The sequence below is a fragment of the Pseudomonas sp. FYR_2 genome (assembly GCF_043106425.1).
Taxonomy (GTDB): domain Bacteria; phylum Pseudomonadota; class Gammaproteobacteria; order Pseudomonadales; family Pseudomonadaceae; genus Aquipseudomonas; species Aquipseudomonas monteilii.
Map to the genome: position 1 here is coordinate 189,743 of NZ_JBICMM010000041.1, position 24,421 is coordinate 214,163.

Below are 24,421 nucleotides of genomic sequence, written 5' to 3' on the forward strand. Positions count from 1 at the left end.
GAATATGGCACATTCGCCGTTGAGGCCTTATGACTCACGTCAAAAAAACGGCAATAACGATGCAGCCAACCAAAACCCGTCAATTCTACAGCACCACGAAAAATTGAAATCAACTTGAAATGTAATAAATTGCAAAATTTTGTTAAAAACCCGCCAAAACCGGCCATCTCCAGGGTTAAAAGCAAAAGCCCCCGCAGGCGAGCCTGCAGGGGCGTTCTTCAGATCACGCCGGGTTTCAGCGCTCCAGCGATGCTGCCGCTTCCAGGCTCATGCCACGGGTTTCAGGCGCCAGCCACACCGACACGATCAACCCGGCAAGCAAAACCAGTGCAGCGACCAGCATGGTGTTGCCAATGCCGATGCTCTGCAACGAAACGGGCACCAGCCATGTGCCAGCGGCAGAGCCGATACGTGACATGGACGACCCCATGCCCACCGCAAACGCGCGGATTTCGGTGGGGAACAGTTCATTGGGGTACACCAGTTCCAGCACTTGCGCCCCACCGATAAACAGCGCGTAGGCACCGAACAGCACCAGTACCAGCACCTCCGAACCGTTGGAGAATACGCCCAGACCCAGCAGTGCGAGGGTGGACCACAGGAAGCTGTGGATGATCAACGGGCGACGCCCCAGGGTGTCGATCATGCGTGTTGCAACAATGCAGCCGACCATGAACAACAACGTAATCAGCACCGAGCCGTGCGAGGCCCAATCGCCTTTGCTCCGTCGCCTGCTCAGGCATGTTGGCGAGGGAGTCAACCCGAACTTCATAGTTGGCAGCCGGCTCTATTCAGACGCGCACGCATGGCGGCACAGTCCGCACCACCCGGATGCACGGACAAGCATATTGTCTACTATGTGTAGACACAGCATAGATGAGCCTTTCAGCCAGGGTCAAGGCTGCTGGCGGGGTCCAGGAACCGGGCAGAAAACGAAGGAATGAAGTGCCACTTCGGTGTCAAGTGCTCTGCACTGCGGCGGCGTTGGAAAATAGAATAAAAAGTCGTTATCAGTGGCGTGATCTGACATTTGCATGACGGTGCCAGAAGGTTCTCGCGCGCAAAAAGCGAGCTGCCCGGAGTTAAACTTTTTATCCAATAAATGCGCCAATATGTCGTATCAACAACATCCGCATGTCGTCGCCTGGAAAGTTTGATACTCGCGCTGTTAATACCTGTCCATAACGTGTCATTTATTGCCTGTTCACGACATCCTTATGATCAACCCGTCAGGCACGCGTGCCGGTTTGCCTACTGTGACAAGCGCTGCACGACGCAGGCGAATGCCTGGATGTGCGGTATGGTTACCCGGTAAGCAAAACCTGATTTGCGGAGACCCACATGTTTCGTGTTTTTGAACGCTGGCTCGACCCCTTCCCCCCTGACGAAGTGCCGCCACCCCCGGTGGGCCTGCTGCGCTTCATGTGGGCCTGCACCCGGGGCGCTCGCGGCTACATCCTTGCCCTTGCATTGCTCAGTGCCGGGGTGTCGGTTTACGAAGCCTGGCTGTTTGCCTTCCTCGGCCAGGTGGTCGACCTGCTCTCGAACTGGCAGGCCGGGGGCGCCGTAGGTGCTGAGGAGCGCCGTGTGCTGTGGGGCATCGGAATCGTCCTGGTGGCCAGTATCGGGCTGATGGCATTGCGTACCATGGTTCAGCACCAAGTGCTGGCGATCAACTTGCCGCTGCGGTTGCGCTGGGACTTTCACCGGCTGATGCTGCGCCAGAGCTTGTCGTTCTTCTCTGACGAGTTTTCGGGCCGGGTCACCACCAAGGTGATGCAGACAGCCTTGGCGGTACGCGAGGTGCTGTTCACCGTCATCGAAATACTGCCCGGCATCGGCGTGTACTTCATTGCAATCATCGCCCTGGCGGGTGGTTTTGCCCTGAAGCTGATGCTACCGTTCATTGCCTGGCTGGCGCTGTTCGGGCTGGCCATGCTGTACTTCGTGCCACGCCTGGGCAAGGTCGGGCAGGAACAGGCCAACGCGCGGTCGTCGATGACCGGGCGGGTTTCCGATGCCTACACCAACATCACGACGGTAAAGCTGTTCTCGCACTCCAGGCGCGAAGCGCACTTCGCCCGCGCGGCCATGGAGGACTTCAAGCAGACCGGCTTTCGCCAGATGCGCCTGGTCAGCCAGTTCGAAATCGTCAACCAGGCGCTGGTGGTGGGCTTGATCTTCGGCGCCGGCGGCTACGCACTGTGGCTGTGGCACCAAGGCCAGGTCGGCACCGGTGCCGTCGCGGCAATCACCGCCATGGCCCTGCGTATCAACGGGATGTCGCACTGGATCATGTGGCAGATGACCTCGTTGTTCGAGAGCATCGGCACCGTGCAGGACGGCATGGCTACCCTCACCCGCGGCCCCAAGGTGCAGGATGCAACCGATGCAGGCGAACTGGTGACTCAGGGCGGCGCAGTAACGTTCGACAAGGTCAGCTTCAACTACAACGGCGAGCGCCAGGTGCTGAACGACCTGAGCCTGCACATTCGCCCAGGCGAAAAGGTCGGGCTGGTCGGCCGCTCTGGCGCAGGCAAATCCACCTTGATCAACCTGCTGCTGCGCTTCTATGACGTGGACAGCGGCGTCATACGCATTGATGGGCAGGACGTCGCCAAGGTCACCCAGGACAGCCTGCGCAGCGCCATCGGCATGGTCACACAGGACACCTCGCTGTTGCACCGTTCGATTCGCGACAACATCGCCTATGGCCGCCCGGACGCCACCGAGGCGCAGATACGCGCTGCTGCTGCCAATGCTCAAGCCGACGGGTTCATCAGCCAGCTCAGTGACCGCCAGGGCCGCAGCGGCTACGACACCTTGGTGGGCGAACGCGGTATCAAGTTGTCCGGCGGCCAGCGCCAGCGCATCGCCATTGCCCGGGTGATGCTGAAGAACGCGCCGATCCTGCTGCTGGACGAAGCCACCAGCGCGCTGGACTCGGAGGTGGAAGTTGCCATTCAGGAAAGCCTGGATGAAATGATGCAAGGCAAGACCGTCATCGCCATCGCCCACCGGCTGTCGACGATCGCGGCCATGGACCGGCTGATCGTGATGGATGAAGGCCGCATCATCGAGCAAGGTACCCACGCTGAGTTGCTGGCGAAACAGGGCACCTATGCCCGGCTGTGGCAACACCAGAGCGGCGGGTTCCTGGGTGAGGACCAAGGTGTGGCCGAGGCGGTGGAATAGGCCTTAGCCAAACACATGCGAGGGGCGGCGCAGCACCGGGTCGAACGGGTTGACCCGTTCGCCGATCGCCGCCGCCTCACGCTTGAGCAAAGCCACCACAGTCGGCATGCGGTTAGGCCCAAGGCGGTCACTGATGGTCGCCACGCTCAGCGCAGCCACAGCGTGGCCGTTGCGGTCGAGAATCGGCACAGCCAGGCCGGCCATGCCGTCTAGCACGCCGGTATTGCGCCCGGCATAACCCAGGCTGCGCACATTGTCGATTTCGGCACGCAGCAGCACTTCGTCGTAATGGTGAAAGTCCTTCAGCCGCGGCAGGTTGTAACGGATTACCTCGTCACGTTCTTCCTCAGGCAGGAAAGCCAGAATGGCCAGGCTGCCCTGCCCCACGCCCAAGGCCACACGGCCGCCGATGTCGCCGGTAAAGGTGCGGATCGGGTAAGGCCCTTCGCTGCGGTCCAGGCACACGGCGTCAAACCCCGAACGCGCCAGCAGAAACAGCGAATCCCCCAGCGAAGCCGACAGCCGCAGCAGGCTGGGGCGCACCACATCGCGCAAATTGCCGGCCTGCCCGGCCTTGGCCGCCAGGGCAAAGAAATCCAGGCTCAGGCGGTAGCGCTTGCTGGTCGCACACTGGTCGACCATGCCCTCTTCGATCAGGCTGCGCAGTAACCGGTGTGTGGTGGGCTGTGCCAGGCCAACCCGCTGGGCCAGCTGGCTGACCTTCTCGCCCTCGCCACCGCAGTCGCCCAACGCACGCAACACGGCGAACAAACGGGACACGGCACTGACACCCACTTCCCTGGCTTGCTCATTTCGTTTATCGGAATCCATTTTTCGCTAAACCCTCTCAAATTTCATTGAGTGGAATAATTTCAAAATATCTGTCACTCAGTGAAATTACCCTTTGTCGCCATCCTAATCATTGCCCTACTCTCCGGTCCATAGGGCGATATCACAACATCGGCCGCCGCCACAGAAGCGAGCGCCAACGTCCGTAAAAGCATTGCTTTTCGCCGCTGGCGCTCTGCCCACCCTGAAACTGCCGGTTTACCCCGGTTCCGTTTGCGATGGAGCACAGCCATGACCTTTCTGTTGATCGACAAACTCTGCAAGCGCTATGGCGCCACGGAGGCCGTGGCCAGTTCGTCACTGGCCATCGAAAAAGGCGAGTTTGTCTCCCTGCTCGGCCCTTCCGGCTGCGGCAAGACCACCACCCTGCAGATGATTGCCGGCTTCGTCGAGGTCACCAGTGGCCGCATCGTGCTCGATGGCCGCGACATCACCCACGCCAAACCGGCCAGCCGCGGCCTGGGCGTGGTGTTCCAGAGCTACGCGCTGTTCCCACACATGACCGTGCGCGACAACGTTGCCTTTGGCCTGCGCATGCGCAAGGTGGCCAATGCCGACATCGCCCGCCGCGTCGACCAGGCGCTGGCGCTGGTGCGCCTGGACAAGCACGCCGACCGCTACCCCCGGGAACTGTCCGGCGGCCAGCGCCAGCGTGTGGCACTGGCCCGCGCGCTGGTGATCGAACCGCCCGTGCTGCTGCTGGACGAGCCGCTGTCCAACCTGGACGCGCACCTGCGTGAAGAAATGCAGTTCGAGATCTGCCGTATCCAGCATGAAATCGGCATTACCACGTTGATGGTCACCCACGACCAGGCCGAAGCCTTGTCGATCAGCGACCGGGTGGTGGTGATGGAAGCCGGGCGCATCACCCAGGTCGATGACCCTTACCGCCTCTACGAACACCCGGGCACGCCGTTCATTTCCGACTTTGTCGGCAAGGCCAACCGCCTGCGTGGCGTCACCGGCCCCGGCGGCCAACCGCAGGCGGCGGCCCAGGGGCCGCTGACCCTCAGCCTGCGCCCGGAAAAAATCAGCCTCGGCCCGGCGGGCAGCGGCAAACTGGCAGGGCGCATCAGCTGCCGCTACTTCCTCGGCAGCCAGTGGCTGTACCGCGTTGATACTGCCCTGGGCAACCTGGCCGTGGTCCGCGCCAACGATGGCAGCGCGCCGCTGGACGAAGGTGCGCCGGTCGGCCTGGACTGGAACGATGCCCTGCTGCGGGTACTGAACGCGGCCGAGGTGGCGGCATGAGTACGGCAAAACTGCGCAACAACGCCTGGGGCTACGGCCTGAGCAGCCCGGCCCTGCTGTTGTTCCTGGCCTTGCTGGTGATACCGCTGGGGTTGACCGTGCTGCTGTCGTTCAACGCGTTCGACTACACCAGCGGCATCCAGGCCGGCCAGTACACCCTCAGCCATTACCTGAGCCTGGTGACCGACACCTATTACTACGAGATTTTCTTCCGCACCTTCTGGATCAGCGCCCTGGTCACCTTGCTGTGCGTGCTGATCGGCATCCCCGAGGCCATGGTGCTTAGCCGCATGGGCGCGCCGTGGCGCTCGATCTTCCTGATCCTGGTGCTGACCCCGCTGCTGATTTCGGTGGTGGTGCGCGCCTTCGGCTGGAGCCTGCTGCTGGGCTCTGACGGCTTGATCAACCAAGGCATCAGCGCCCTCGGCGGGCAGCCGGTCAAGCTGCTGTACACCCCGTTTGCGGTGATCATCGGCCTGGTCCACGTGATGCTGCCGTTCATGATCATCCCGGTATGGACCTCGTTGCAGAAGCTCGACCCGGCCGCCGAGCAGGCTGCACTGTCGCTGGGCGCCAGCCAGTGGACGGTGTTCCGTCGCATCGTGCTGCCACAAATCATGCCCGGCGTGCTGTCGGGCACGCTGATCGTGTTCGGCCTGGCGGCCAGCTCGTTCGCCATCCCCGGCCTTCTGGGCGGGCGCCGATTGAAGATGGTCGCCACCATGATCTACGACCAGTACCTGGCCGAACTGAACTGGCCGATGGGGGCCACCCTCGCGGTCGCCCTGCTGCTGATCAACCTGCTGGTGATGCTCAGCTGGAACCGGCTGGTGGAACGCCGCTACAAACGCGCACTTGGAGTTTGAACCCATGACCCGTAACGGCCCGCTGGCCCTGTCTTTTCACACCCTGGTGATGCTGTTCATGCTCGCCCCGCTGGTGGTGGTGTGCCTGGTGGCATTCACCCCGGAAAACACCCTGAGCCTGCCCACCGCCGGCTTCTCGCTGCGCTGGTTCAGCGCCGTATTCGAGCGCGCCGACTTCCTTGACGCGTTCTACAACAGCCTGAAACTCGCCGCCCTGGCGGCCTCGCTGGCCACCTTGATCGCCGTGCCCGCAGGCCTGGCGCTGACCCGCTACAGCTTCCCGGGCCAGGGCTTTGTCAACGGCCTGCTGCTGTCACCCATCATCATCCCGCACCTGGTGCTGGGTGTGGCCCTGCTGCGGCTGTTCGCCTTGCTTGGGGTCAATGGCAGCTTCGCCTGGCTGGTGTTCGCCCATGTGGTGGTGATCACCCCCTACGTGCTGCGCCTAGTGCTGGCTGCCGCCATTGGCATCGACCGCAGCGCCGAGCAGGCCGCACAGAGCCTGGGCGCGGACCGGGTCACGCTGTTCTGCAAAGTGACGCTGCCAATGATCTTGCCGGGGGTGGCCGGTGGCTGGCTGTTGGCGTTCATCAACAGCTTCGACGAAGTCACGCTGTCGATCTTCGTCACCTCGCCCGCCACCCAGACCCTGCCCGTGCGCATGTACGTGTACGCCACCGAATCGATCGACCCGATGATGGCCGCCGTTTCGGCGCTGGTGATCGCCGTCACCGCCCTGACCATGGTCGCCCTGGACCGGGTATACGGCCTGGACCGCGTACTGGTGGGCAAGCAATGACAAGGAATGCCCCTATGCCCCTGTTCAAGCGCGTGGCCGAGCACGACCGCGAGCCGCTGCCCTTTTTGCTCGACGGCCAGCCAGCCCAGGGCATGAACGGCGACACCCTGCTGACCGCCATTCTGACCAACGCCACGCACCTGCGCGGCAGCGACTTCAACGCCGAGCCGCGCGCCGGTTTCTGCCTGATGGGCGCCTGCCAGGACTGTTGGGTACGCCTGCAGGATGGGCGCCGGGTGCGCGCCTGCTCGACCTTTCTGGAAGCCGGCCAGTGCATCACCCGCGACCCGGGGCGCCGGCCATGACTGCAATCGTGATCATCGGTGCCGGCCCCGCCGGCATCCGCGCCGCGCAAACCCTGGTGGCCCATGGCGTGCGCCCGGTGCTGCTGGACGAAGCCAGCCGCGGTGGTGGGCAGATCTACCGCCAGCAGCCGGCCAACTTTCGCCGGTCGGCCAACGCGTTATACGGCTTCGAGGCCGCCAAGGCACAAGCCGTGCACACCACCCTTGAGCAACTGCGCGGGCAACTCGACTACCGCCCGGATACCTTGGTGTGGAACGCCGAGCAGCAGGTGCTGGACACCTTGCAGCAGGGTGAGTTGGCCGACCGCCTGGCGTTCGACCGGGTGATTGTCGCCACCGGCGCCACCGATCGCGTGTTGCCGATCCCCGGCTGGACCTTGCCTGGGGTCTATACCCTGGGCGCTGCACAGATTGCCCTGAAGTTCCAGGGCTGCGCCATCGGCGAGCGGGTGGTGCTGGCAGGCAGTGGGCCGCTGTTGTACCTGGTGGCCTATCAGTACGCCAAAGCCGGCGCCACGGTCAGCGCAGTGCTCGACACCTCGCCGTTCAGCGCCCAGGTACGTGCCCTGCCACGCCTGCTGCTGCAGCCGGGGACCTTTGCCAAGGGCCTTTACTACCGCACCTGGCTTGCCCGCAAAGGCGTACCGGTGCACCAGGGCGTAACCCTGCTCGGCATTGACGGTGAACAACGCGCCAGCGGCGTTCGCTGGTCACTCAACGGCCAGCAGCATCAACTGCCCTGCGACGCTGTGGCCTTCGCCCACGCCCTGCGCAGCGAAACCCAGCTGGCCGACCTGCTGGGCTGCGAGTTTGCCTGGAACGCCCTCAACCGCGCCTGGCTACCGGTACGTGACCCCCAGGGCCGCGCCAGCAGCCCCGGCGTGTACCTGGCCGGCGACGGTGCCGGCATCCTGGGTGCCGATGGTGCGGAAATGACCGGCGAACTGGCAGCCCTGACGCTGCTGGCCGACCTCGGCAAGCCTGGCAACCCGCAACGCCAGCGACAGCTGGAAAAGCGCCTGGCCACGTTGCAGCGCTTTCGCCAGGGCCTGGAGCAAGCCTTCCCGTTCCCCGAACAATGGGCCAGCCAAGCCTCGGACCTGTTGACCGTGTGCCGTTGCGAGCAGGTCAGCGCCGGAGAAATCCGCGCTACCGTGCGCGCCGGGCACTGGGAAATCAACCGGGTCAAGGCCATGTGCCGGGTCGGCATGGGCCGCTGCCAAGGCCGTGTGTGCGGCGCCGCTGCCGCCGAGCTGATCGCCTGCGAAAGCGGTCGGCCCATTGATCAGGTCGGGCGTTTGCGCGGCCAGGCCCCCGTCAAACCGCTGCCCTTTGGTCTGGAGATAAAGCCATGAGGCTGCTTGAAATGGACGCCATCATCGTCGGTGGCGGCATCGTCGGCAGCAGCGCTGCCTTGACCCTGGCCCGTGCTGGCCAACAGGTGGCGCTGCTGGAGCGCGACTTCTGCGGCTCGCATTCCAGCGGGGTGAACTATGGCGGCGTGCGCCGTCAGGGACGCTCGCTGGCCCAGCTGCCGTTGTCGATGCGCGCCCATGCCATCTGGGGGCAGCTGCGCGAATGGATCGGTATCGACGGCGAGTATGCCCGCAGCGGGCACCTGAAGCTGGCCCGCAGCGAAACCGATTTCGATGCCCTGAAGGCCTATGCACGCCGTACCCAGGCTTTTGACCTGCGCCTGCAACTGCTGGAGCGCCGTGAACTGCGCCAGCGCTTCCCCTGGGTGGGCGACATCGCCGTCGGTGCCTCGTATTGCCCCGAGGATGGCCACGCCAACCCTCGTCTTGTATCGCCGGCGTTCGCCGAGGCGGCCCGGCACAGCGGGGCCGAGGTGCACGAGCAGTGCAAGGTGCTTGATGTAGACCACGACGGCCAGCGCTTCAGCGTACTCACCAGCAACGGCCAGTGCTTCAAGGCACCCTGGCTGTTGAACTGCGCCGGCGCCTGGTCGGCGCAGCTGGCCGAAAGGTTCGGCGAACCGGTGCCACTCACCGCCGCCCACCCGGCCATGCTGGTCACCGAGCCGCTGCCGCTGTTCATGACCGCCAGCACCGGGGTCGAAGGCGGCGGTATCTACGCCCGCCAGGTAGCGCGCGGCAACTGCGTGCTCGGCGGCGGGCGCGGCTTTGCCCTGACCCCGACCACCGCACGCCCGGGCCAGGCCGCCGTGCTCGACATATTGCGCAACGCCACCGAACTGTACCCGGCCCTGGCCGGCGCCCAGGCCATCCGCACCTGGAGCGGCACCGAAGGCTACCTGCCCGACGACGAACCAGTGCTTGGCCCCAGCCTGCGCCAACCCGGCCTGCTGCATGGCTTCGGCTTTGCCGGCGCGGGTTTCCAGATTGGCCCGGCGGCGGGTGAAGCACTGGCGCAATGCATCCTGCAGGGCGCACCCGACATCAGCCTGGCGGCCTTTTCCATCCACCGTTTTCAGCCCAACCACCACCACAAGGAAAACCTGTCATGACGCACAAGCAACGTTTGCTCGCCCTGTTCTGCACCGTGCCCGGCCTGTTCGCCTGCCTGCCCGCCATGGCCCAACCCACGCTGTACCTGGGCATGAACGGCGGCACCATGGAACGGCTGTTCAGCGACAACATCCTGCCCCGGTTCGAGAAGGCCAACGATGTAAAGGTGGTGATCGTGCCCGGTACGTCGGCCGACATCCTGGCCAAGGTCCAGGCTACGCCGAACAAGCCGTCGATCCATGTGATGGTGCTGGATGACGGCATCATGTACCGCGCCATTGGCATGGGGCTGTGCAGCACGCTCAAGCCCAACCCGACCCTGGCCCAGCTGCCGGAAAAGGCCCTGATCAAGGACAAAGCCGCCGCCGTCAGCCTGGGGGTAACCGGGCTGGCCTACAACAGCCGCCTGTTCAAGGAAAAGGGCTGGGCCGCACCCACCTCGTGGAATGACCTGGCCGACCCGCGCTTCAAAGACAAGGTGGTGTTCCAGTCGATGGCCTCGTCCACTTTCGGCCTGCACGGTTTCCTGATGTACAACCGCCTGCACGGCGGCACCGATACCGACGTCAACCCGGGCTTCGCGGCCTGGAAGCAGAACGTTGGCCCGAACGTGCTGGAGTACATCCCCAACTCGGCCAAGCTTTCGGAAATGGTGCAAACCGACGAAGCCGCGCTGTTCCCGCTCACCCCCACCCAGGTGACGGCACTGAAGCTCAAAGGCATCCCGGTGGAGTACGCAGCGCCCAAGGAAGGCGCCGTGGTGCTCAACCAGGCCGAATGCGTCACCGCCAACAACGACCAGCCGGAGCTTGCGCAAAAGCTCGCCGAATTCCTGCTGAGCCCCGAAGCGCAGGCACCGGCTCTGGAGCTGGGTGACCAGATCCCGTCCAACCCCAACACCCCGACCAGCGACAAGACCCGCGGCCAGGTCGAGGCCATGCAGACCTACCTGCAAACGGCCGTGACCATCGACTGGGACCAGGTCAACACCCAACGTCCGGAATGGAACGCCCGCTGGAATCGCCAGATCGAGCGATAGGCCGAGGCCACCTGGCCCGCTGCCGGTACCTCAGGTGCCGGTCGGCGGGCGCACCACCCGCTTGAGCCCTCTGTAAACGTACGAATGCTCTGCCCTGCACAGGCGCGGACAGGGCTTCTGCACGCCTGCAAAACGGCTCAGGCCCCCCTTGCATCACGCTGCCACCTAACTAGAACAAGCAAACGGAGCATGAAATGAGCATCAACACACTCGGCGTCACCGCCCTTTTGCTGGCGTCTGCCAGCCCCTTGCTGCAGGCCAGCGAACAGTCCGAATCGGCAGGGTTCATCGAAGGCAGCAAGCTGTCTGTCAAGGCACGCAACATGTACATGCAGCGTGACAACCGCGCCAGCGGCGCACGGCAAAACTACGGCGAGGAATGGGCCCAAGGATTTATCGGTACCTTTCAGTCCGGCTTCACCCAAGGCACCGTCGGCGTTGGCATCGACCTGATCGGCCAGTACGCCTTCAAGCTCGACACGGGTGACGGCCGCACGGGGGGCGGTACGGGCTTGCTGGAGCAGGACAGCCATGGCGCCAAGCAAGACATGAGCAAAGCCGGCGCAGTGCTGAAAATGCGCGCGTCCAACACCGTGCTCAAATACGGCACGCAGGTCATGGCAGTGCCTGTGCTGGCCACCTCCGACAGCCGCCTGCTGCCGGAAACCGTCGACGGTTTCTCGCTCACCAGCAAGGAAATCCGCAATCTGCAGTTGGACGCGGGGCACTTCACCGGCCTGACCAACCGCAACCAGTCATCCCGAGACAGCGGGCACATGACCGCCGTGGACTACCTGGGCGGGGTGTACACGTTCAATGAGCGGCTCTCCAGCAGCCTGTACTACGCCAAAACTGCCGAGCACTTTCGCAAGTACTACGTGAACACCCGCTACCTGTTGCCGCTGGGTACCGGCCAGTCGCTGAAGTTCGACTTCAACGCCTACGACACGCAAAGCATCGGCCAGGCCCGCAGTGGCAACCTGGACAACCGCATCTGGAGCCTGGGCGGTACCTGGACGCTGGGTGCTCATGCCTTCACCCTGGCCTACCAGAAGGTGTCCGGCACCGGCGACTACGTGTACGGGCCAGACGGCAACGCGGTCTACAACTTTGCCAACTCGGTGCAGTATTCGGACTTCGACTACGAGAACGAAAAGTCCTGGCAGGCCCGCTACGACCTGAACATGGCCGCTTATGGCGTACCGGGGCTGAGCTTCATGACCCGCTATGTGAAAGGCACCGACTTCAAGAGCGGCACCGGCGGTGACCTGAATGGCAAGGCCTGGGAGCGTGACGTTGAAGTGCGCTATGTGGTGCAGGCCGGCGTAGCCAAGGGCCTGTCGTTCCGGGTGCGGCAGGCCAGCTACCGTAGCTCGGAGCGTGGCGGCCAGATTGATGAAGTGCGGGTGATTACCGAGTACCCGCTCAATATTTTCTAAGGGCATGTACCGCCCGCTCCTAAAGGGTTGTGCAAGCACGGCACCCTGCACGATACCTGTGGGAGCGGGCTTGCCCGCGAAGAAGGCAACGCAATTCCCCAGCCATGCCGCCTCAAGCCATCACTGGCTGCAACAACGCCTGCGCCTCATACAGCGTCGGCAGATACCGCAACCGAATTTCATCCACGCTCAGGCGCGAAGCATGGGTCGTAATGGTGAGCGTTGCTTTCAGCTGCCCGGCCCGATCCAGCAGCGGTACCCCCAACACACGCATACCCACCTCGTATTCCTGGTCGACCATGCAGAAGCCTTGCGTTTTCACCCGCAGCAATTCCGCCTCCAGCAGCCCACGGTCAGTCTGTGTGTAAGGCGTCAGTGCCCGCAGCGGGTTGCGTGCAAAGTAGTCATCCCACTCGTTTTCATCCAGCCAGGCCAGCCATATCCGTCCCCCCGCCGTGCAATACATCGGCACCCGCGAGCCTGGCCTGATCGACAGCGACGCTACATGGCTGTAGCGGCTGCGCACCAGGTGGATGATCTCGTCGCCATCGCGGGTGCCCACTGATACATGCTCCTGGGTCTGCCGCGCCACCTGCTCGACAATCGGCCGCAGCATGCGCGGCAATTGTGCCGAGTCGACATACGCCTGGCCAAGGCGTAACGCCTTGGGCGTCAGCCAGTACTCGCGGCTGTCGGTTTCGGCAAAACCCTCATGCACCAAAGTGAGTAAAAAGCGCCGGGCAGCGCTGGGCGTAAGGCCAGACAGCCTGGCTGCCTGCGGCACGCTCAGCCGTGGCTGCTCGGCGCTGAACAGTTGCATCAGGGCCAGGCCTTTCTGCAAGCCGGCAATCAGGTCACGGGGGTGAATGGCGGGAGTGTTCATGCCTTCAACTCGCTAGCAGGGAGAAAAACAGCCGATTATCGCGATAACCGAAACATGGCTGCGATTATCGCACTAAACCACCGATCAGCGCATTGTTGCCCACGGCCCGCTGCTTCACGCTGACCGCCATAACAACGCCAATAAGGAGGTCAGCATGATTCGTGGTTCCACTGAACTGGTCGCCATCGTCGGTTCGCCCATCGCCCAGGTGAAGTCCCCGGAAAACTTCAACACCTGGTTCACCCACAACAATTGCAACCTCGCCATGCTGCCCATCGACCTGCACCAGGCGGCGCTGGACAGCTTTGCCGACACCCTGCGCGGCTGGCAAAACCTGCGCGGCTGCGTGGTCACCGTGCCGTACAAGCAGGCCCTGGCCAACCGCCTGGACAGCCTGAGCGAACGCGCGGCGGCACTGGGATCGGTCAATGTGATACGCCGCGAGCGCGACGGACGCTTGCTGGGCGACAACGTGGACGGCGCCGGCTTCCTGGGCGCTGCGCATAAGCATGGCTTCAAACCGACGGGCAAGCGGGCATTGGTGATCGGTTGCGGCGGTGTTGGCAGCGCCATCGCCTATGCGCTGGGCGAGGCAGGTATTGCCGGCATTACCCTCAGCGACCCCAGCACAGCGCGCATGGGGGCGGTGTGCGAACTGCTCGGCAATACCTTCCCTGCGCTTACGGTCAGCACACAGTTCAGTGGGCTGGAAGACTTCGACCTGGTGGCCAACGCCTCTCCGGTCGGCATGGGCACAAGCGCAGAGCTGCCGCTGCGCGCCGCCCTACTGGCTACCCTGCAACCCGACACCCTGGTGGCCGACGTGGTCACGTCGCCCGAGATCACCCCACTGCTGAACCGCGCAAGGCAAGTTGGCTGCCCGATCCAGACAGGGCCGGAAATGGCCTACGCCCAACTCGGCCACCTTGGCGCCTTCATGGGCGTGACGCCGCTGGAGATCTGAAGCCATGGCGACCCTTGAACACACACAACACAGCGTTGACCTGGTGGTACTGGGCAGTGGCGCAGGCGGCTTGGCTGCGGCTGCCACCGCCGCCTGCCGCGGGCTGAAGGTGCTGGTCGTGGAAAAGGCCGAACGCTTTGGCGGCACCTCGGCGATTTCCGGCGGTGCGGTATGGCTGTACGGCACCGATCAGGCCCGTGACGCGGGTGCCGAAGACTCCCCCGAGGCCATGCGCACCTACCTCAAACACGTCATCGGTGATGGCTACGACCCCATGCTCTGCGACGCTTTCATCGAGCATGGGCACCAGGCGCTGCGCTGGCTGGAGCAGCACACCGAACTGCGCTATGCCTTGCGCCCGCACTCGCCCGACTATTACCCGGATGCGCCCGGCGCCACGCAGTTCGGCCGCGCACTGGAAATGGTCGAGTACGACGGCAAGCACCTCGGCCAGCGCTTCAAGGACCTGCAGATGCCACCGCCCGGCATGCTGCTGTTCGGCGGCATGATGGTCAACCGCGTGGATATCCAGCATTTTCTCAGCATTCGCCGCTCGCCCAGTTCGCTGTGGCATTGCCTGAAACTGATGGCGCGCTACGCGCGGGACCGCCTGCAGCACCCGCGTGGCACTCGGCTTACCACTGGCAACGCCTTGATCGCCCGCCTGGCCACCAGTGCCTTCGCCCATGGCACGCAACTGTGGTTGCGCAGCGAAGCCGAAAAGCTGATTGTCGAGCACGGCGTGGTGACCGGCGTGGTTGTACTGCACGAGGGCCGACGTCAGCGGGTAATGGCACGTGGCGGTGTGGTGTGCGCCATGGGCGGGTTCGCTGCAGGCGCACTGGCCGCCAGCTACCGCCCCGCCCAAGAGGCGCCGCACCTGACCATGTCGCCCGCCAGCAACGACGGTGCCGCCCTGCGCCTTAGTCAGGCGGTATCGGCCGCCGAGGGCGAAGGCCTGGCGGCCAACTTCTTCTGGGCGCCGGTTTCCGAACGGCGTCATGCCGGTGGCCAGCGGGAACGCTTCCCGCACCTGGTCACCGACCGCGCCAAACCTGGCGTGATTGCGGTAGACCCGAACGGGCGGCGCTTCGTCAACGAGTCCGACTCCTACCACCACTTCGTGCAGACCATGTTTGCCAACGGCATCGCCAGCTGCTGGCTGGTGTGCGATGCCGAGGCGATGAACCGTTATGGGCTCGGCCTGGCGCGGCCGAAGCCTGTAAACAACCAGGCGTTGATCGACGCCGGCTACCTGTACCGGGCCGCTACACCGCAGGCCCTGGCCCAAGCCATTGGCGTAGAGCCCAACGTGTTCGCGCAAACCCTCGAGCAGTTCAACACGGATGCCCGCAATGGCATCGACCGTGCGTTCGGCAAAGGCGGCAACAGCTACAACCGCTACATGGGCGACCCGCAACACACGCCCAACCCCTGCCTGGCGCCGTTGAGCAACGGGCCGTTCTACGCCATCCGCATTCACACCGGCGACCTCGGGTCGGCCCGTGGCCTGGTGACCAACGCCGATGCCAACGTACTTGACCGTAGCGGCCAGCCAATTGCCGGGCTGTACGCGGTCGGCAACGACATGAACTCACTGATGAAGGGCACCTACCCCGGCCCCGGCATCACCCTGGGCCCTGCCCTCACCTTCGGCTGGCTCGCTGCCAACCACATCAACGCGCGCCTGCAGGCGCCGGCCACCCCTACGGAGACTCCGGCATGTACTACGAACTGAGAACCTACACCCTCGACCCACTGAAAATGGCCGACTGGCTAGCCCTGTACCAAAGCCACGCGCTGGACGTGCAAAGCGAACACCTGGGGAACCTGGTCGGCTTTTTCACCAGCGAGTTCGGCGACGTCAACCAGGTGGTGCACATCTGGGGCTATGCCAGCCTCGACGATCGCATCGCACGGCGCACAGCCATGGCAGCGGACCCGCGCTGGGCAGCCTTTTCGCGGCTTAACCGCGAGCTCGGGGCCGTTGTGCGCCTGCAATCGCGGCTGCTGCGGCCCACCGGTTTTTCGCCGCTGCAGTAAAGCGCGCCATCCTCTACCAACGCCTGGGCGGACCCCCTTCATGCAACCCCTCGAATGTGACGTACTCGTCATTGGCTCCGGCGCTTCGGGCCTGGCTGCCGCCGTAACCGCCGCGCATCACGGCCTGCATGTGATCGTTGCGGAAAAAGCCCGCCAGCTGGGCGGCACCAGCGCCTGGTCGGGGGGCTGGTTGTGGATACCGCGCAACCCGCTGGCCATCGCTGAAGGCATCGTCGAAACCGACGATGCCCCAGAGCGCTACCTGCGTGCGCAAACCCACACCCACGAACTGGACCCGCGTCAACGTGCGTTCCTGCGCCATGGCCCGGAAATGGTGGCGTTTTTCCAACAGCACACGGCGGTACAGTTCCAGAGTGGCAGCCGCATGCCCGACATGCGTGAAGGCGATGGCAGTGCACACGGCGGTCGATCACTGTGTGCCCTGCCCTACGACGGGCGCCAGCTCGGGCCTTGGCTGCACACATTACGCCCACCGCTGGACATCGTCAGCCTGGCCGGCATGGGCATTACCGGTGGCACCGACATGGCCGCCTTCTTCAACGCCACACGCTCGGCCAAGGCGGCGCTGCATGTCAGCAAGCGCCTGCTGCGCCATGGGCGAGACCTGCTGCTGCATCGTCGCGGCCAGCAGTTGGTCAATGGCAACGCGCTGGTGGCGCGCCTGCTGCGCAGCGCCTTGGACCTTGATGTGACACTGCTGACCAACAAACCGGCCAGCCACCTGCTGGGCGAAGGCCGGGTCAGTGGCGCACGGTTTGCCGACGGCCAGGTCATCCAGGCACGCCGTGGGGTGGTGTTGGCCTGCGGTGGCTTCCCACATGACCGCCAGCGCATCGCGCAACTGATGCCGCATGCGCCGCAGGGTGACCAGCACTACTCCGCAGCACCCCGGGAAAACAGCGGCGACGGCCTGCGGTTGGGTGAACAAGCCGGTGGCCTGGTCAGTACGGCACTGGCCCAGGCTGGCGCCTGGGCACCTGTATCGAAGGTGCCACGCGGCGATGGCAGTTTCGGCCATTTCCCGCACCTGATCGACCGCGCCAAACCTGGCTTCATCGCGGTACGTCGCGATGGCCGACGCTTCGTCAACGAGGCCGATTGCTACCATGACTTCATGAACGCACTGTTCGCCGCTACACCGCACGGCGAAACACCTGAAGCCTGGCTGATCTGCGACCACGCAGCACAACGTCGTTACGGCATTGGCTGGGCCAAGCCCTTTCCGTTCTCTACCCGCTTCTATCAACGCCGCGGTTACTTGCACAGTAGCGCCAGCCTGGCGGAACTGGCGCAGCGCTGCGGGATCGATGCCGCGCAGCTGCAGCGCACGGTGCACGACTTCAACCGGCATGCAGCCCAAGGTGAGGACCCGGTATTCCAGCGTGGCGCATCGGCCTACAACCGGGCTCAGGGCGAACCGTTGCAAGCCCCCAACCCGTCGCTGCGGCCCTTGCTGCATGGGCCGTTTCACGCCGTGAAGCTACTGCCGGGCAGCCTGGGCACCTTCGCCGGCCTGGGCACAGACGCCTCCGCCTGTGTGCTGGACCCCGCTGGGCAGCCGATACCCGGGTTGTTTGCGGTGGGCAACGACATGCACAGCGTGATGGGTGGGCACTACCCCAGCGGTGGCATTACCCTGGGGCCGGGGATGACCTTCGGGTATCTGGCCGGTAGGGCGTTGAGCGGCTTAAGCTCGCCATGACCTCAGCAAGACATGGCGTCATAAAGGCTGTTCATGCGGTTGCCCCGATTGAGCAACCTTGGGGGACGATTGCAACAACCCGCGTGGCAAGCGGAAACCTTTGAATGGTTGCTGGGTAATGGGGTTAAAGGCCTTTTCAGCATTCAACCGATAGCGCATTACACCGTCACCCGTCCTGAAGCTCAGGTCCACGCTGGTCGCCGTCCGCCCATTGAGCGAGCCGCGGCTAAGCAAGCGGAACATCGACCATGGGCCACGGTATTCGAGGCTGCTGCTATTGCCGTTCTGCCTGAGTAACGTCAGGTTGCTGCGTACCTGTTGACCCATGGTATTGGGCCAGACAATACCGGTGATCCGGCTAGGCCCATGGGTGTAGGAGATCAACTGGCCATCCAGGTCCAGCAGGCTGGTACGCTGGTTCGCACTGAGCCCCAACGGTTCGATACTGAACTGCACACTCAACTTGCCGCGCTGATCGAAGAAGGTTTCGCGAATCCGTTCGGCCAGCTCGAGCTGCTCGATCACGTCGGGGCGAATCAGGGAATGCCCGTGCTGGCCAGACTGCAACGCCTCAAGGTTGTCCTTGAGGAAGACCTTGAGATACTGATCATCAAACTGCTGCAGGCGCCCTTTGGGCCCGAAGAATGCTTCGAAGTCATCCAGTGAAGCATCAGGCGCCCTCACCACAAAGGGGTAACGGCCTGCCAGACGTTGCTGGAAGAAGCTGTACACCTCAGCATCCCAACGTCGCTCCAGTTCGCGCAATGCTTCAACGTTCAGCACCTGGGCTGTCTGGTCGGCAAGCTTTCTGACCTGGTGGTTGATCGGTTCCGGCAAACCTGTGGCAACACGTTGCAGGGTGCCAATCGGGTCCTGCCCGGTCATCGAGAAGCGCTGATGCACAGCTTGCAGTGCAGCCTTGCCGCGGTCCGGGCTGTCCTGTACGGCCTTGGCATAGTCCAGCACAGCCGATACGGCACCCAAGGTTTCGTCGTAGTAGCTCGGTTTGTCTCCTGTCACCTGCAACATAGCGCCCAGGCCTGCAAAAGCCCGCTGGATGGCCTGTGCTTGCTGTTGCTCGGGCTTGCCCGTTACTGGCAGCAACGAACCCGCCTCGCCCGGTGCCTCGACAACTGCAGGTGACGCAAGCGACGTGTTGTCCCTGACCGTATGCAGCAGCCGCTGCAACGGTGCTGCCGGGCCAGTCAACTGTTCCAGGACAGTGACACCATGGTCCAGATCACGGAAGTCCGCCACGGTGAAGGCGTTCAAGGCGCGACGCCAGCTGTCGACGTAATCGGCGCTGTAAAGGTTGTGCAGCCGTTCGGTCAGCGCCTCTCGATCAACGCTCGAATAATCGAGCTGGGCACGCTCCCCCAGCGCCCACTGATCGATCATCGCCATTTCAGCGAACCGCTGGCTGCGCGGTTCAAAGTACTCCCTGAAGCCTTTGGCTGTGAGCATGGGGGACAGCTGTACATCCTCCTCCCTATGCCCGGCCCCGAAAGATGGCTGATACACGACATCGAAGGCAGGGCCTACCTGGTGACGCAGGTTCAGGCCGGTGTGCAATTGCTCGTGAGCCTGTTGCTTCAGCCCCTCATAAACCCGCTGTGGCAAAGGCAATTTACGCAGTGCCTGCTGCACTTCGCTGACACGCTCACGGTACTGCGGCAAATCGGTGTCAGCGTAGGCCAGGGCGTATTTCAAATGGTGCATGAGGTCTCGCTGCAACTGCCCCTGGCCAGGGAACGCCTTTTGCCATTGGCGCGCCATCCAGTCCTCCACCCATTCAGGCCGGCGACTGTGGCGGTCCTCGATCATCCGGTAAACCCTGAGCGCCGCCATTTGTTGCTCGCTGCCCGGCGGAGCTGCGTTCATGGCATCGATCACGCCGCTGGCCAAGGCCGGCAAAAAACGCCTGGACAACAAGCTGAGGTACGCTTCGTCAACCGTGGGGCCAATGTTGCGCCCTTGGTAAAGGCCAAGGTCGGCAACCCCTGGCCATGCCACGCGATAGTCGCCAAACACCGCCACCGCATCGCGGATCTGGTCCAGTGGCGCCAACAGGTTGCGCCCGCTCGGGTCAAGGCGCTGATCGACCTGGTGATGGCTGTACTCCTGGCTTTTGGCGAGCACGCTGGCGGCCTTGGAGCCATTGATATCGAAATAGCGTTGCCAACTCGCCACGGCGATGCTGAACGCAAGGATGCCCACGCCCGAGCCGACCCACAGCAGTTGACGCTTGCTGCGCGCCACCCGAACGTTGTCGCCCGCCAGGCCGGCCTCCTGATAGATGACCCGCCTGAAGGCTTGCTGAATGAAGTAGGCCAATGCCTTGCCTTGTGCCTTGCCTTCACGCAGCGGAAGTTTCGTCTTGTAGGGCTGTGCGGCTTCACGGACAAAGGCATTGCGCATGTCGCCTTGCTGCATCACAGACGACCAATACACACCGCGTACCAGAGCAGGCGTGGAGTAACGGTCACTCACCAGGGTTTCGCGCAGAAATGCCAGCAGTATGGGGCGCAACCCGACCAGCTGCCCATACAGCGAAAACAGGCGCCCACACGGTGGCGCGTTCACCAGCACATCCAGTTGATCGATGAGCTGCTCCTGCAAACTGACGAGAAACCGACCGTAGTGCTCGTCATACTCATCCAGCCAGGCGTCGAACGCGTCAACCGCATCCAGTTTGAAGGTGAACCCCAACAGGTTTTCGCGCCTGGCGGCCGAAAGCTTGCTGTAGAACTGATCGAAGCCGTCCAGCAAATCGAATTTGCTCAGTACCACGTAGAGCGGCAAGCGCGAACCCAGGTGGCTGCTCACTTCGTACAGGCGGGTGCGCAACCTGTGGGCCAACGCAACGCGCTGCTCAGGCGTGCCATGCAGCAGTGCCGGCAAATCGACGACCAGCACCACGCCGTTAAGCGCTCGCTGGCTGCGATTGCGCAGCAGCCAGCCCAACAGGTGGTCCCACAACCTGGCCTGGGCCCCCGGCACAAAAGAGGACGCTGACTCAGCGGGAGCATCAGCTGCCGAGCCCGCCGCTGGCTGCTGGCGAATGAACGCACCGGGTGGGTCGATGAGCACAGCATCGTCGCTGACCCACCAGCCCACCGGATAGGCCAGCGCTTCAGTCTGTCGCCCTTGTGCCTGGACCTGATCGATACGCGTCAGGGTAAAACGCTGATCGGTGCAGTCGATGAAGCTGGTTTTACCGGCCTGTTCATCACCTATTACCAGGTACCAGGGCAGCCGGTACAAGGCACGTGGCCCACCGGCATTGTCAAGGTACCGGTCAAGCCCCTGGCTGAGCGCCTTCTCTTGCGCCTGCACCAACGGCAGCGTGCGATCTTGTTCGGCGGCCCGTGCCTGCCGGCGTTCCGCTTGCAATCGGCGAAAGCGTGTACGCAGCACCACCAGCCAGCCTATGAGCGGCACGAGCATGAGTACCAGGGTTGCCACGCTGCGGTGCGCCACACTGGCCAGTGGCTGTTGCTCACGCCACGTCCATTGCGGGCCGAGCCACCAAATGGCGACCAGCAGCAGCGTTGCCGTCAACCCAAGCAACAGCGGCAGCGCCAGGCCAATGCGCGTTACCCACGGCAAGCCCCAGCCTTTGAATTGCTTCCATATATGATTCATCGAGGCTCCTGGTCCTTGTGTTGATCAGCCAGCGCTGGAGCGACTGCGTACTGCTGAAGCCGCTGGAATACCTCTGGCTCCCACGCACTGGCGGTGGTTTGCTGCATCGTTCGGGCAACGCCGGCGCACAAGTCCTGGGCCAGCCAGGACACGCCCCGTGCGGCCAGCAAGTCGGCTGCGATCATGGTGGTATGGCAGCGGTCCCGAGGGGTACCCAGGTCCGCCTGCAGTGCTTGCAGCCTCAGCAGCACGGGCTCTACGCCGCCGCTGTCCAGTTGCCCGGCCAGTTCCTCGTGCAGGCCACCAAACGCGTGGGGTGCGGCCGCTTGGCCAGAAGGCCCTTGCGCGCCCTTGAGCCACGCCAGGCATTGGTCATCGACAAATATCAATCCGTCGCTGAAGCACAGCTGCTGAAGGGCCGGCATGCGCTGTACAAACCGGGCGGTCGCGCAACGGATGGCCTCAGCCACATCGCTCATCGCCAGCCGCGTGGCGACGGTTGCAGCCAGAAAGCTGCCACGAATCCAGTAGGGGCACGCCGCCACGCTCTTTTCGATGCGCTGAAGCAAGGCTGGGTCTATCGCTGTGCTGGCAATGGCCTCTTCATAGACCCGCGTGATATCCAGAGGCACCGCCATCAATTCTGTGCGGCTGCCTTGCCTGGCCGCAGGCGCCGCCTGAATGTGTGCCCACAAGCCAAAACGCCGCAACTGGTAGCCGGTTGGGTCGTAAGGATCCTGCTGGTTGATGAGTTCGGCCATGGCCAATATGGCGCGTCGTGTCTCACGTTCAGTGCCCATCGACACACGCGGCATGGGCGCGGCGATGACATCGGCCAGCGGCGCAGGCTTCACGCTTGCAGCCGGCGCCTTGGGCACGTCAGCCTCGCCGGCACCGCTGACACGTTCAATGTGTTGGCACAGCAGGCGCTCCAGCCCATCGAGAACAGCAGCCTCCAGCTGTGCTGCGTGCTGTTGTTGCAGGTGTTTCAATGCCGCCTGCGCTGCTGCTGCATGGGCAGGGGTATAAGTGAAACGGTCGAGACGCGGCAGCGCCTCGGTCAAGCGGTTGATCACCAGCCCGACCAGCTTGCGCTTGGTCAGGAAACCTTTCGGCCCTGGCTTGGGGTGGGCGGGTTCCCAATAGCACTCGATCATGCGGGCCAGCAACGCCAAGGTATCTCCCCAACGCTCCCAGCAGCGGCTGCGTAACCAGGCGGCACTCAAGTGCGCGACGATTCGCAGGTGCTTGCATTGCTGGCTCAGGTACTGACAGGACGCCTCTTCGATGTAAACCCAGTCGATCATCGCCTCCTGCAGCCCGCCCAGCTTGACCATCTCCTGGTCGATTGCCTGGTAGGTTTCGTCCTCGACATCGAACAGCCCAGCCGGTACTGCGGGATCGATCGGCGCCAGCAGTCGCGTGAGCTTGCCCTCTGACACCTGCGCTACCACCGGCATGTGCTTCGCGCCTGGCTTATCAACGGGGTCAGCCCTTGTGCATCGAAGATCAACCCGTCGAGCTCGCTGTGCTCACTCACCACTTCGATGCGATGGGCACCAATCAGCTTCCTGATCTGCTCGATTGCCGGCAAACCCCGGCCGGCATCGATTACCTGCCCGTTCTCCATCACCTGCCAGGGTGTTTCACGGGTAGACCAGCCCTGCCCTGTCAGCCGTACCTTGACCCAGCTTGCCTCGATCGGGCGTTTGGCAATCAGTTGCAGCCGGGAGATGGCCTGGATGCAACTGATTGCCAGGTAAGCGGGTTCGTTACCCGATGCGATGGCAGGCGCTGATATCACGAGCGCTGAAACGCCGGCACCGTCATCGGTTCGGCTACCGATGTGAAACGTCAGGTCATCTGGCGTCCGCGCCGCTTCATTTGCCATCACGCGCAGCACGCTCGGGGCCTGCTGCTCTGGTGCAGACCACTGCCGTTCTGTCGTGTATGCCGGCGTGTTCGCAGCCTGGTCGAAACAGGCCAGTCGCTCGACGTTCGACACAATCCGTGAACAGTCCCGCGTGGGGCCTGCCAGTACCGGCTGCAAACAAAACAGCAACGAGAGACCGGCGCCATATACAGAACGGTTAATCATCCTGATTCACTCTCCAAAAACAGTACAAACGCCTATATGGCCGCGCCCACTTTCCTACAAACACATATCGGCTCACGCGCCAAAAAAAACAGCCAGCCAAAACAAAACCGGACGGAGACTAATACACAGCGACGACTGCATACAAACAAATATTTACTTACATCTTCATGCTCGACCAAAGAGCACTTCACCCTGCATGGTTTTTATAGGAACAAGGCAACTCACCCCGCCAGATAAACATATGCAAGAAACTTCCTACAAGAGAAACAGCACATTAAACAACCCCCACAATTAAACATCCTACAAACCAACAGGGAGTTACGTACCGATGTCTAGAAATACGGGTTCTGTCGCGCCTAAAGAACGCGTCAATATCAAATACGTCCCCGCTACGAGCGATGAGCAGGCTGAGGTAGAGCTGCCCCACAAAATGCTGGTACTGGGCGACTTCGGCCTGGATGAAGACCGCGCGCTCGAAGACCGTCAGGTGATGCGTGTCGACAAACACACGTTCAACAGCGTGTTGAACGACGCCAACGTGAGCCTGGCGGTATCTGTGCCTTCCGTGCTCAGTGCCGCCCCGGATGCCGAGCTGGCGGTCCATCTGCAGTTCAGCTCCATTAACGATTTCGGGCCGGACCGAATCGCGCGGCAGGTCCCCGAGCTGAACAAGCTGCTGGAACTGCGCGAAGCGCTGGTCGCCCTGAAAGGCCCGCTTGGCAACGTCCCGGCCTTTCGCAAGCAACTGCAACACCTGCTGAACAACGAGCAAACCCGTAAACAGCTCGCACAAGAACTGGACCTGTTACCTGAAGCACCAGAAAAAGACTGAG

The 24,421-nt window shown here is 63.2% G+C and carries 19 protein-coding genes and 1 pseudogene; 14 read left to right on the plus strand and 6 right to left on the minus strand.

Going from position 1 to position 24,421, the window contains the following annotated elements; all coding sequences use genetic code 11:
* Window positions 1–235: 235 nt before the first annotated feature.
* Window positions 236–751, minus strand: a pseudogene (locus ACF8R4_RS17750) (MFS transporter); the annotation flags it as partial.
* Between the two features lie 590 nt (window positions 752–1,341).
* Here ACF8R4_RS17750 and ACF8R4_RS17755 point away from each other — a divergent pair.
* Complete coding sequence (locus tag ACF8R4_RS17755; RefSeq protein ID WP_156866758.1) at window positions 1,342–3,195, plus strand: ABC transporter ATP-binding protein; 1,854 nt, start codon at window positions 1,342–1,344, stop codon at window positions 3,193–3,195.
* A gap of 3 nt (window positions 3,196–3,198) precedes the next feature.
* On the opposite strand, the gene ACF8R4_RS17760 is transcribed toward ACF8R4_RS17755, so the two are convergent.
* Window positions 3,199–4,026 (minus strand): IclR family transcriptional regulator, encoded by an 828-nt coding sequence (locus ACF8R4_RS17760; protein WP_025753220.1) that lies wholly within the window; start codon window positions 4,024–4,026, stop codon window positions 3,199–3,201.
* 249 nt (window positions 4,027–4,275) lie between these two features.
* Here ACF8R4_RS17760 and ACF8R4_RS17765 point away from each other — a divergent pair, with 249 nt between their 5' ends.
* The 8 genes from ACF8R4_RS17765 to ACF8R4_RS17800 all read left to right on the plus strand — a co-directional run bounded on the left by ACF8R4_RS17765 (window position 4,276) and on the right by ACF8R4_RS17800 (window position 12,232).
* Complete coding sequence (locus tag ACF8R4_RS17765) at window positions 4,276–5,295, plus strand: ABC transporter ATP-binding protein (RefSeq protein WP_060499210.1); 1,020 nt, start codon at window positions 4,276–4,278, stop codon at window positions 5,293–5,295.
* Window positions 5,292–6,161, plus strand: coding sequence for an ABC transporter permease (locus ACF8R4_RS17770; RefSeq protein WP_060499211.1), 870 nt, complete (start codon window positions 5,292–5,294; stop codon window positions 6,159–6,161). Before ACF8R4_RS17765 ends, ACF8R4_RS17770 begins: the two co-directional genes overlap by 4 nt.
* A gap of 4 nt (window positions 6,162–6,165) precedes the next feature.
* On the plus strand, window positions 6,166–6,960 hold the full coding sequence (locus ACF8R4_RS17775) for an ABC transporter permease (RefSeq protein WP_156866759.1): 795 nt from the start codon (window positions 6,166–6,168) through the stop codon (window positions 6,958–6,960).
* Between the two features lie 14 nt (window positions 6,961–6,974).
* Window positions 6,975–7,265, plus strand: a complete 291-nt coding sequence (locus ACF8R4_RS17780; RefSeq protein ID WP_060499212.1) for a (2Fe-2S)-binding protein — start codon at window positions 6,975–6,977, stop codon at window positions 7,263–7,265.
* Complete coding sequence (locus ACF8R4_RS17785; protein WP_392493028.1) at window positions 7,262–8,620, plus strand: FAD-dependent oxidoreductase; 1,359 nt, start codon at window positions 7,262–7,264, stop codon at window positions 8,618–8,620. Before ACF8R4_RS17780 ends, ACF8R4_RS17785 begins: the two co-directional genes overlap by 4 nt.
* Window positions 8,617–9,753: an NAD(P)/FAD-dependent oxidoreductase gene (locus tag ACF8R4_RS17790; RefSeq protein ID WP_392493029.1), complete on the plus strand. Its 1,137-nt coding sequence runs from the start codon at window positions 8,617–8,619 to the stop codon at window positions 9,751–9,753. Before ACF8R4_RS17785 ends, ACF8R4_RS17790 begins: the two co-directional genes overlap by 4 nt.
* Window positions 9,750–10,793 carry a polyamine ABC transporter substrate-binding protein gene (locus ACF8R4_RS17795; protein ID WP_019099336.1) on the plus strand — a complete coding sequence of 348 codons (1,044 nt, stop codon included), beginning with the start codon at window positions 9,750–9,752 and terminating at the stop codon, window positions 10,791–10,793. The genes ACF8R4_RS17790 and ACF8R4_RS17795 overlap by 4 nt, the downstream gene beginning before the upstream one ends.
* Before the next feature lie 194 nt (window positions 10,794–10,987).
* Window positions 10,988–12,232: an OprD family porin gene (locus tag ACF8R4_RS17800; protein WP_392493030.1), complete on the plus strand. Its 1,245-nt coding sequence runs from the start codon at window positions 10,988–10,990 to the stop codon at window positions 12,230–12,232.
* A 112-nt stretch (window positions 12,233–12,344) separates the two neighbouring features.
* Here ACF8R4_RS17800 and ACF8R4_RS17805 read toward each other — a convergent pair whose 3' ends face one another.
* On the minus strand, window positions 12,345–13,115 hold the full coding sequence (locus ACF8R4_RS17805; RefSeq protein WP_104835010.1) for an IclR family transcriptional regulator: 771 nt from the start codon (window positions 13,113–13,115) through the stop codon (window positions 12,345–12,347).
* 154 nt (window positions 13,116–13,269) lie between these two features.
* Here ACF8R4_RS17805 and ACF8R4_RS17810 point away from each other — a divergent pair, with 154 nt between their 5' ends.
* The 4 genes from ACF8R4_RS17810 to ACF8R4_RS17825 are packed head-to-tail and all read left to right on the plus strand — an operon-like array spanning window position 13,270 to window position 17,845.
* Window positions 13,270–14,079: a shikimate dehydrogenase family protein gene (locus ACF8R4_RS17810; RefSeq protein WP_392493032.1), complete on the plus strand. Its 810-nt coding sequence runs from the start codon at window positions 13,270–13,272 to the stop codon at window positions 14,077–14,079.
* Between the two features lie 4 nt (window positions 14,080–14,083).
* A complete protein-coding gene (locus ACF8R4_RS17815) occupies window positions 14,084–15,817 on the plus strand; it encodes an FAD-dependent oxidoreductase (protein ID WP_392493033.1) in 1,734 nt (577 codons plus the stop codon).
* Entirely contained in the window at window positions 15,802–16,122 is a 321-nt protein-coding gene (locus tag ACF8R4_RS17820; RefSeq protein WP_025753224.1) for an NIPSNAP family protein, read from the plus strand. Before ACF8R4_RS17815 ends, ACF8R4_RS17820 begins: the two co-directional genes overlap by 16 nt.
* Window positions 16,123–16,162: 40 nt before the next feature.
* Entirely contained in the window at window positions 16,163–17,845 is a 1,683-nt protein-coding gene (locus tag ACF8R4_RS17825; RefSeq protein WP_392493035.1) for an FAD-dependent oxidoreductase, read from the plus strand.
* A gap of 18 nt (window positions 17,846–17,863) precedes the next feature.
* On the opposite strand, the gene tssM is transcribed toward ACF8R4_RS17825, so the two are convergent.
* The 3 genes from tssM to vasI are packed head-to-tail and all read right to left on the minus strand — an operon-like array spanning window position 17,864 to window position 23,588.
* Entirely contained in the window at window positions 17,864–21,490 is a 3,627-nt protein-coding gene (gene tssM / locus ACF8R4_RS17830; RefSeq protein WP_392493037.1) for a type VI secretion system membrane subunit TssM, read from the minus strand.
* Window positions 21,487–22,950, minus strand: coding sequence for a type VI secretion system protein TssA (gene tssA / locus ACF8R4_RS17835; protein ID WP_223624686.1), 1,464 nt, complete (start codon window positions 22,948–22,950; stop codon window positions 21,487–21,489). Before tssA ends, tssM begins: the two co-directional genes overlap by 4 nt.
* Entirely contained in the window at window positions 22,938–23,588 is a 651-nt protein-coding gene (vasI, locus tag ACF8R4_RS17840; protein WP_082426398.1) for a type VI secretion system-associated protein VasI, read from the minus strand. The genes tssA and vasI overlap by 13 nt, the downstream gene beginning before the upstream one ends.
* A gap of 328 nt (window positions 23,589–23,916) precedes the next feature.
* Here vasI and tssB point away from each other — a divergent pair, with 328 nt between their 5' ends.
* Window positions 23,917–24,420, plus strand: coding sequence for a type VI secretion system contractile sheath small subunit (gene tssB / locus ACF8R4_RS17845; RefSeq protein ID WP_104835022.1), 504 nt, complete (start codon window positions 23,917–23,919; stop codon window positions 24,418–24,420).
* Window position 24,421: the final 1 nt, after the last annotated feature.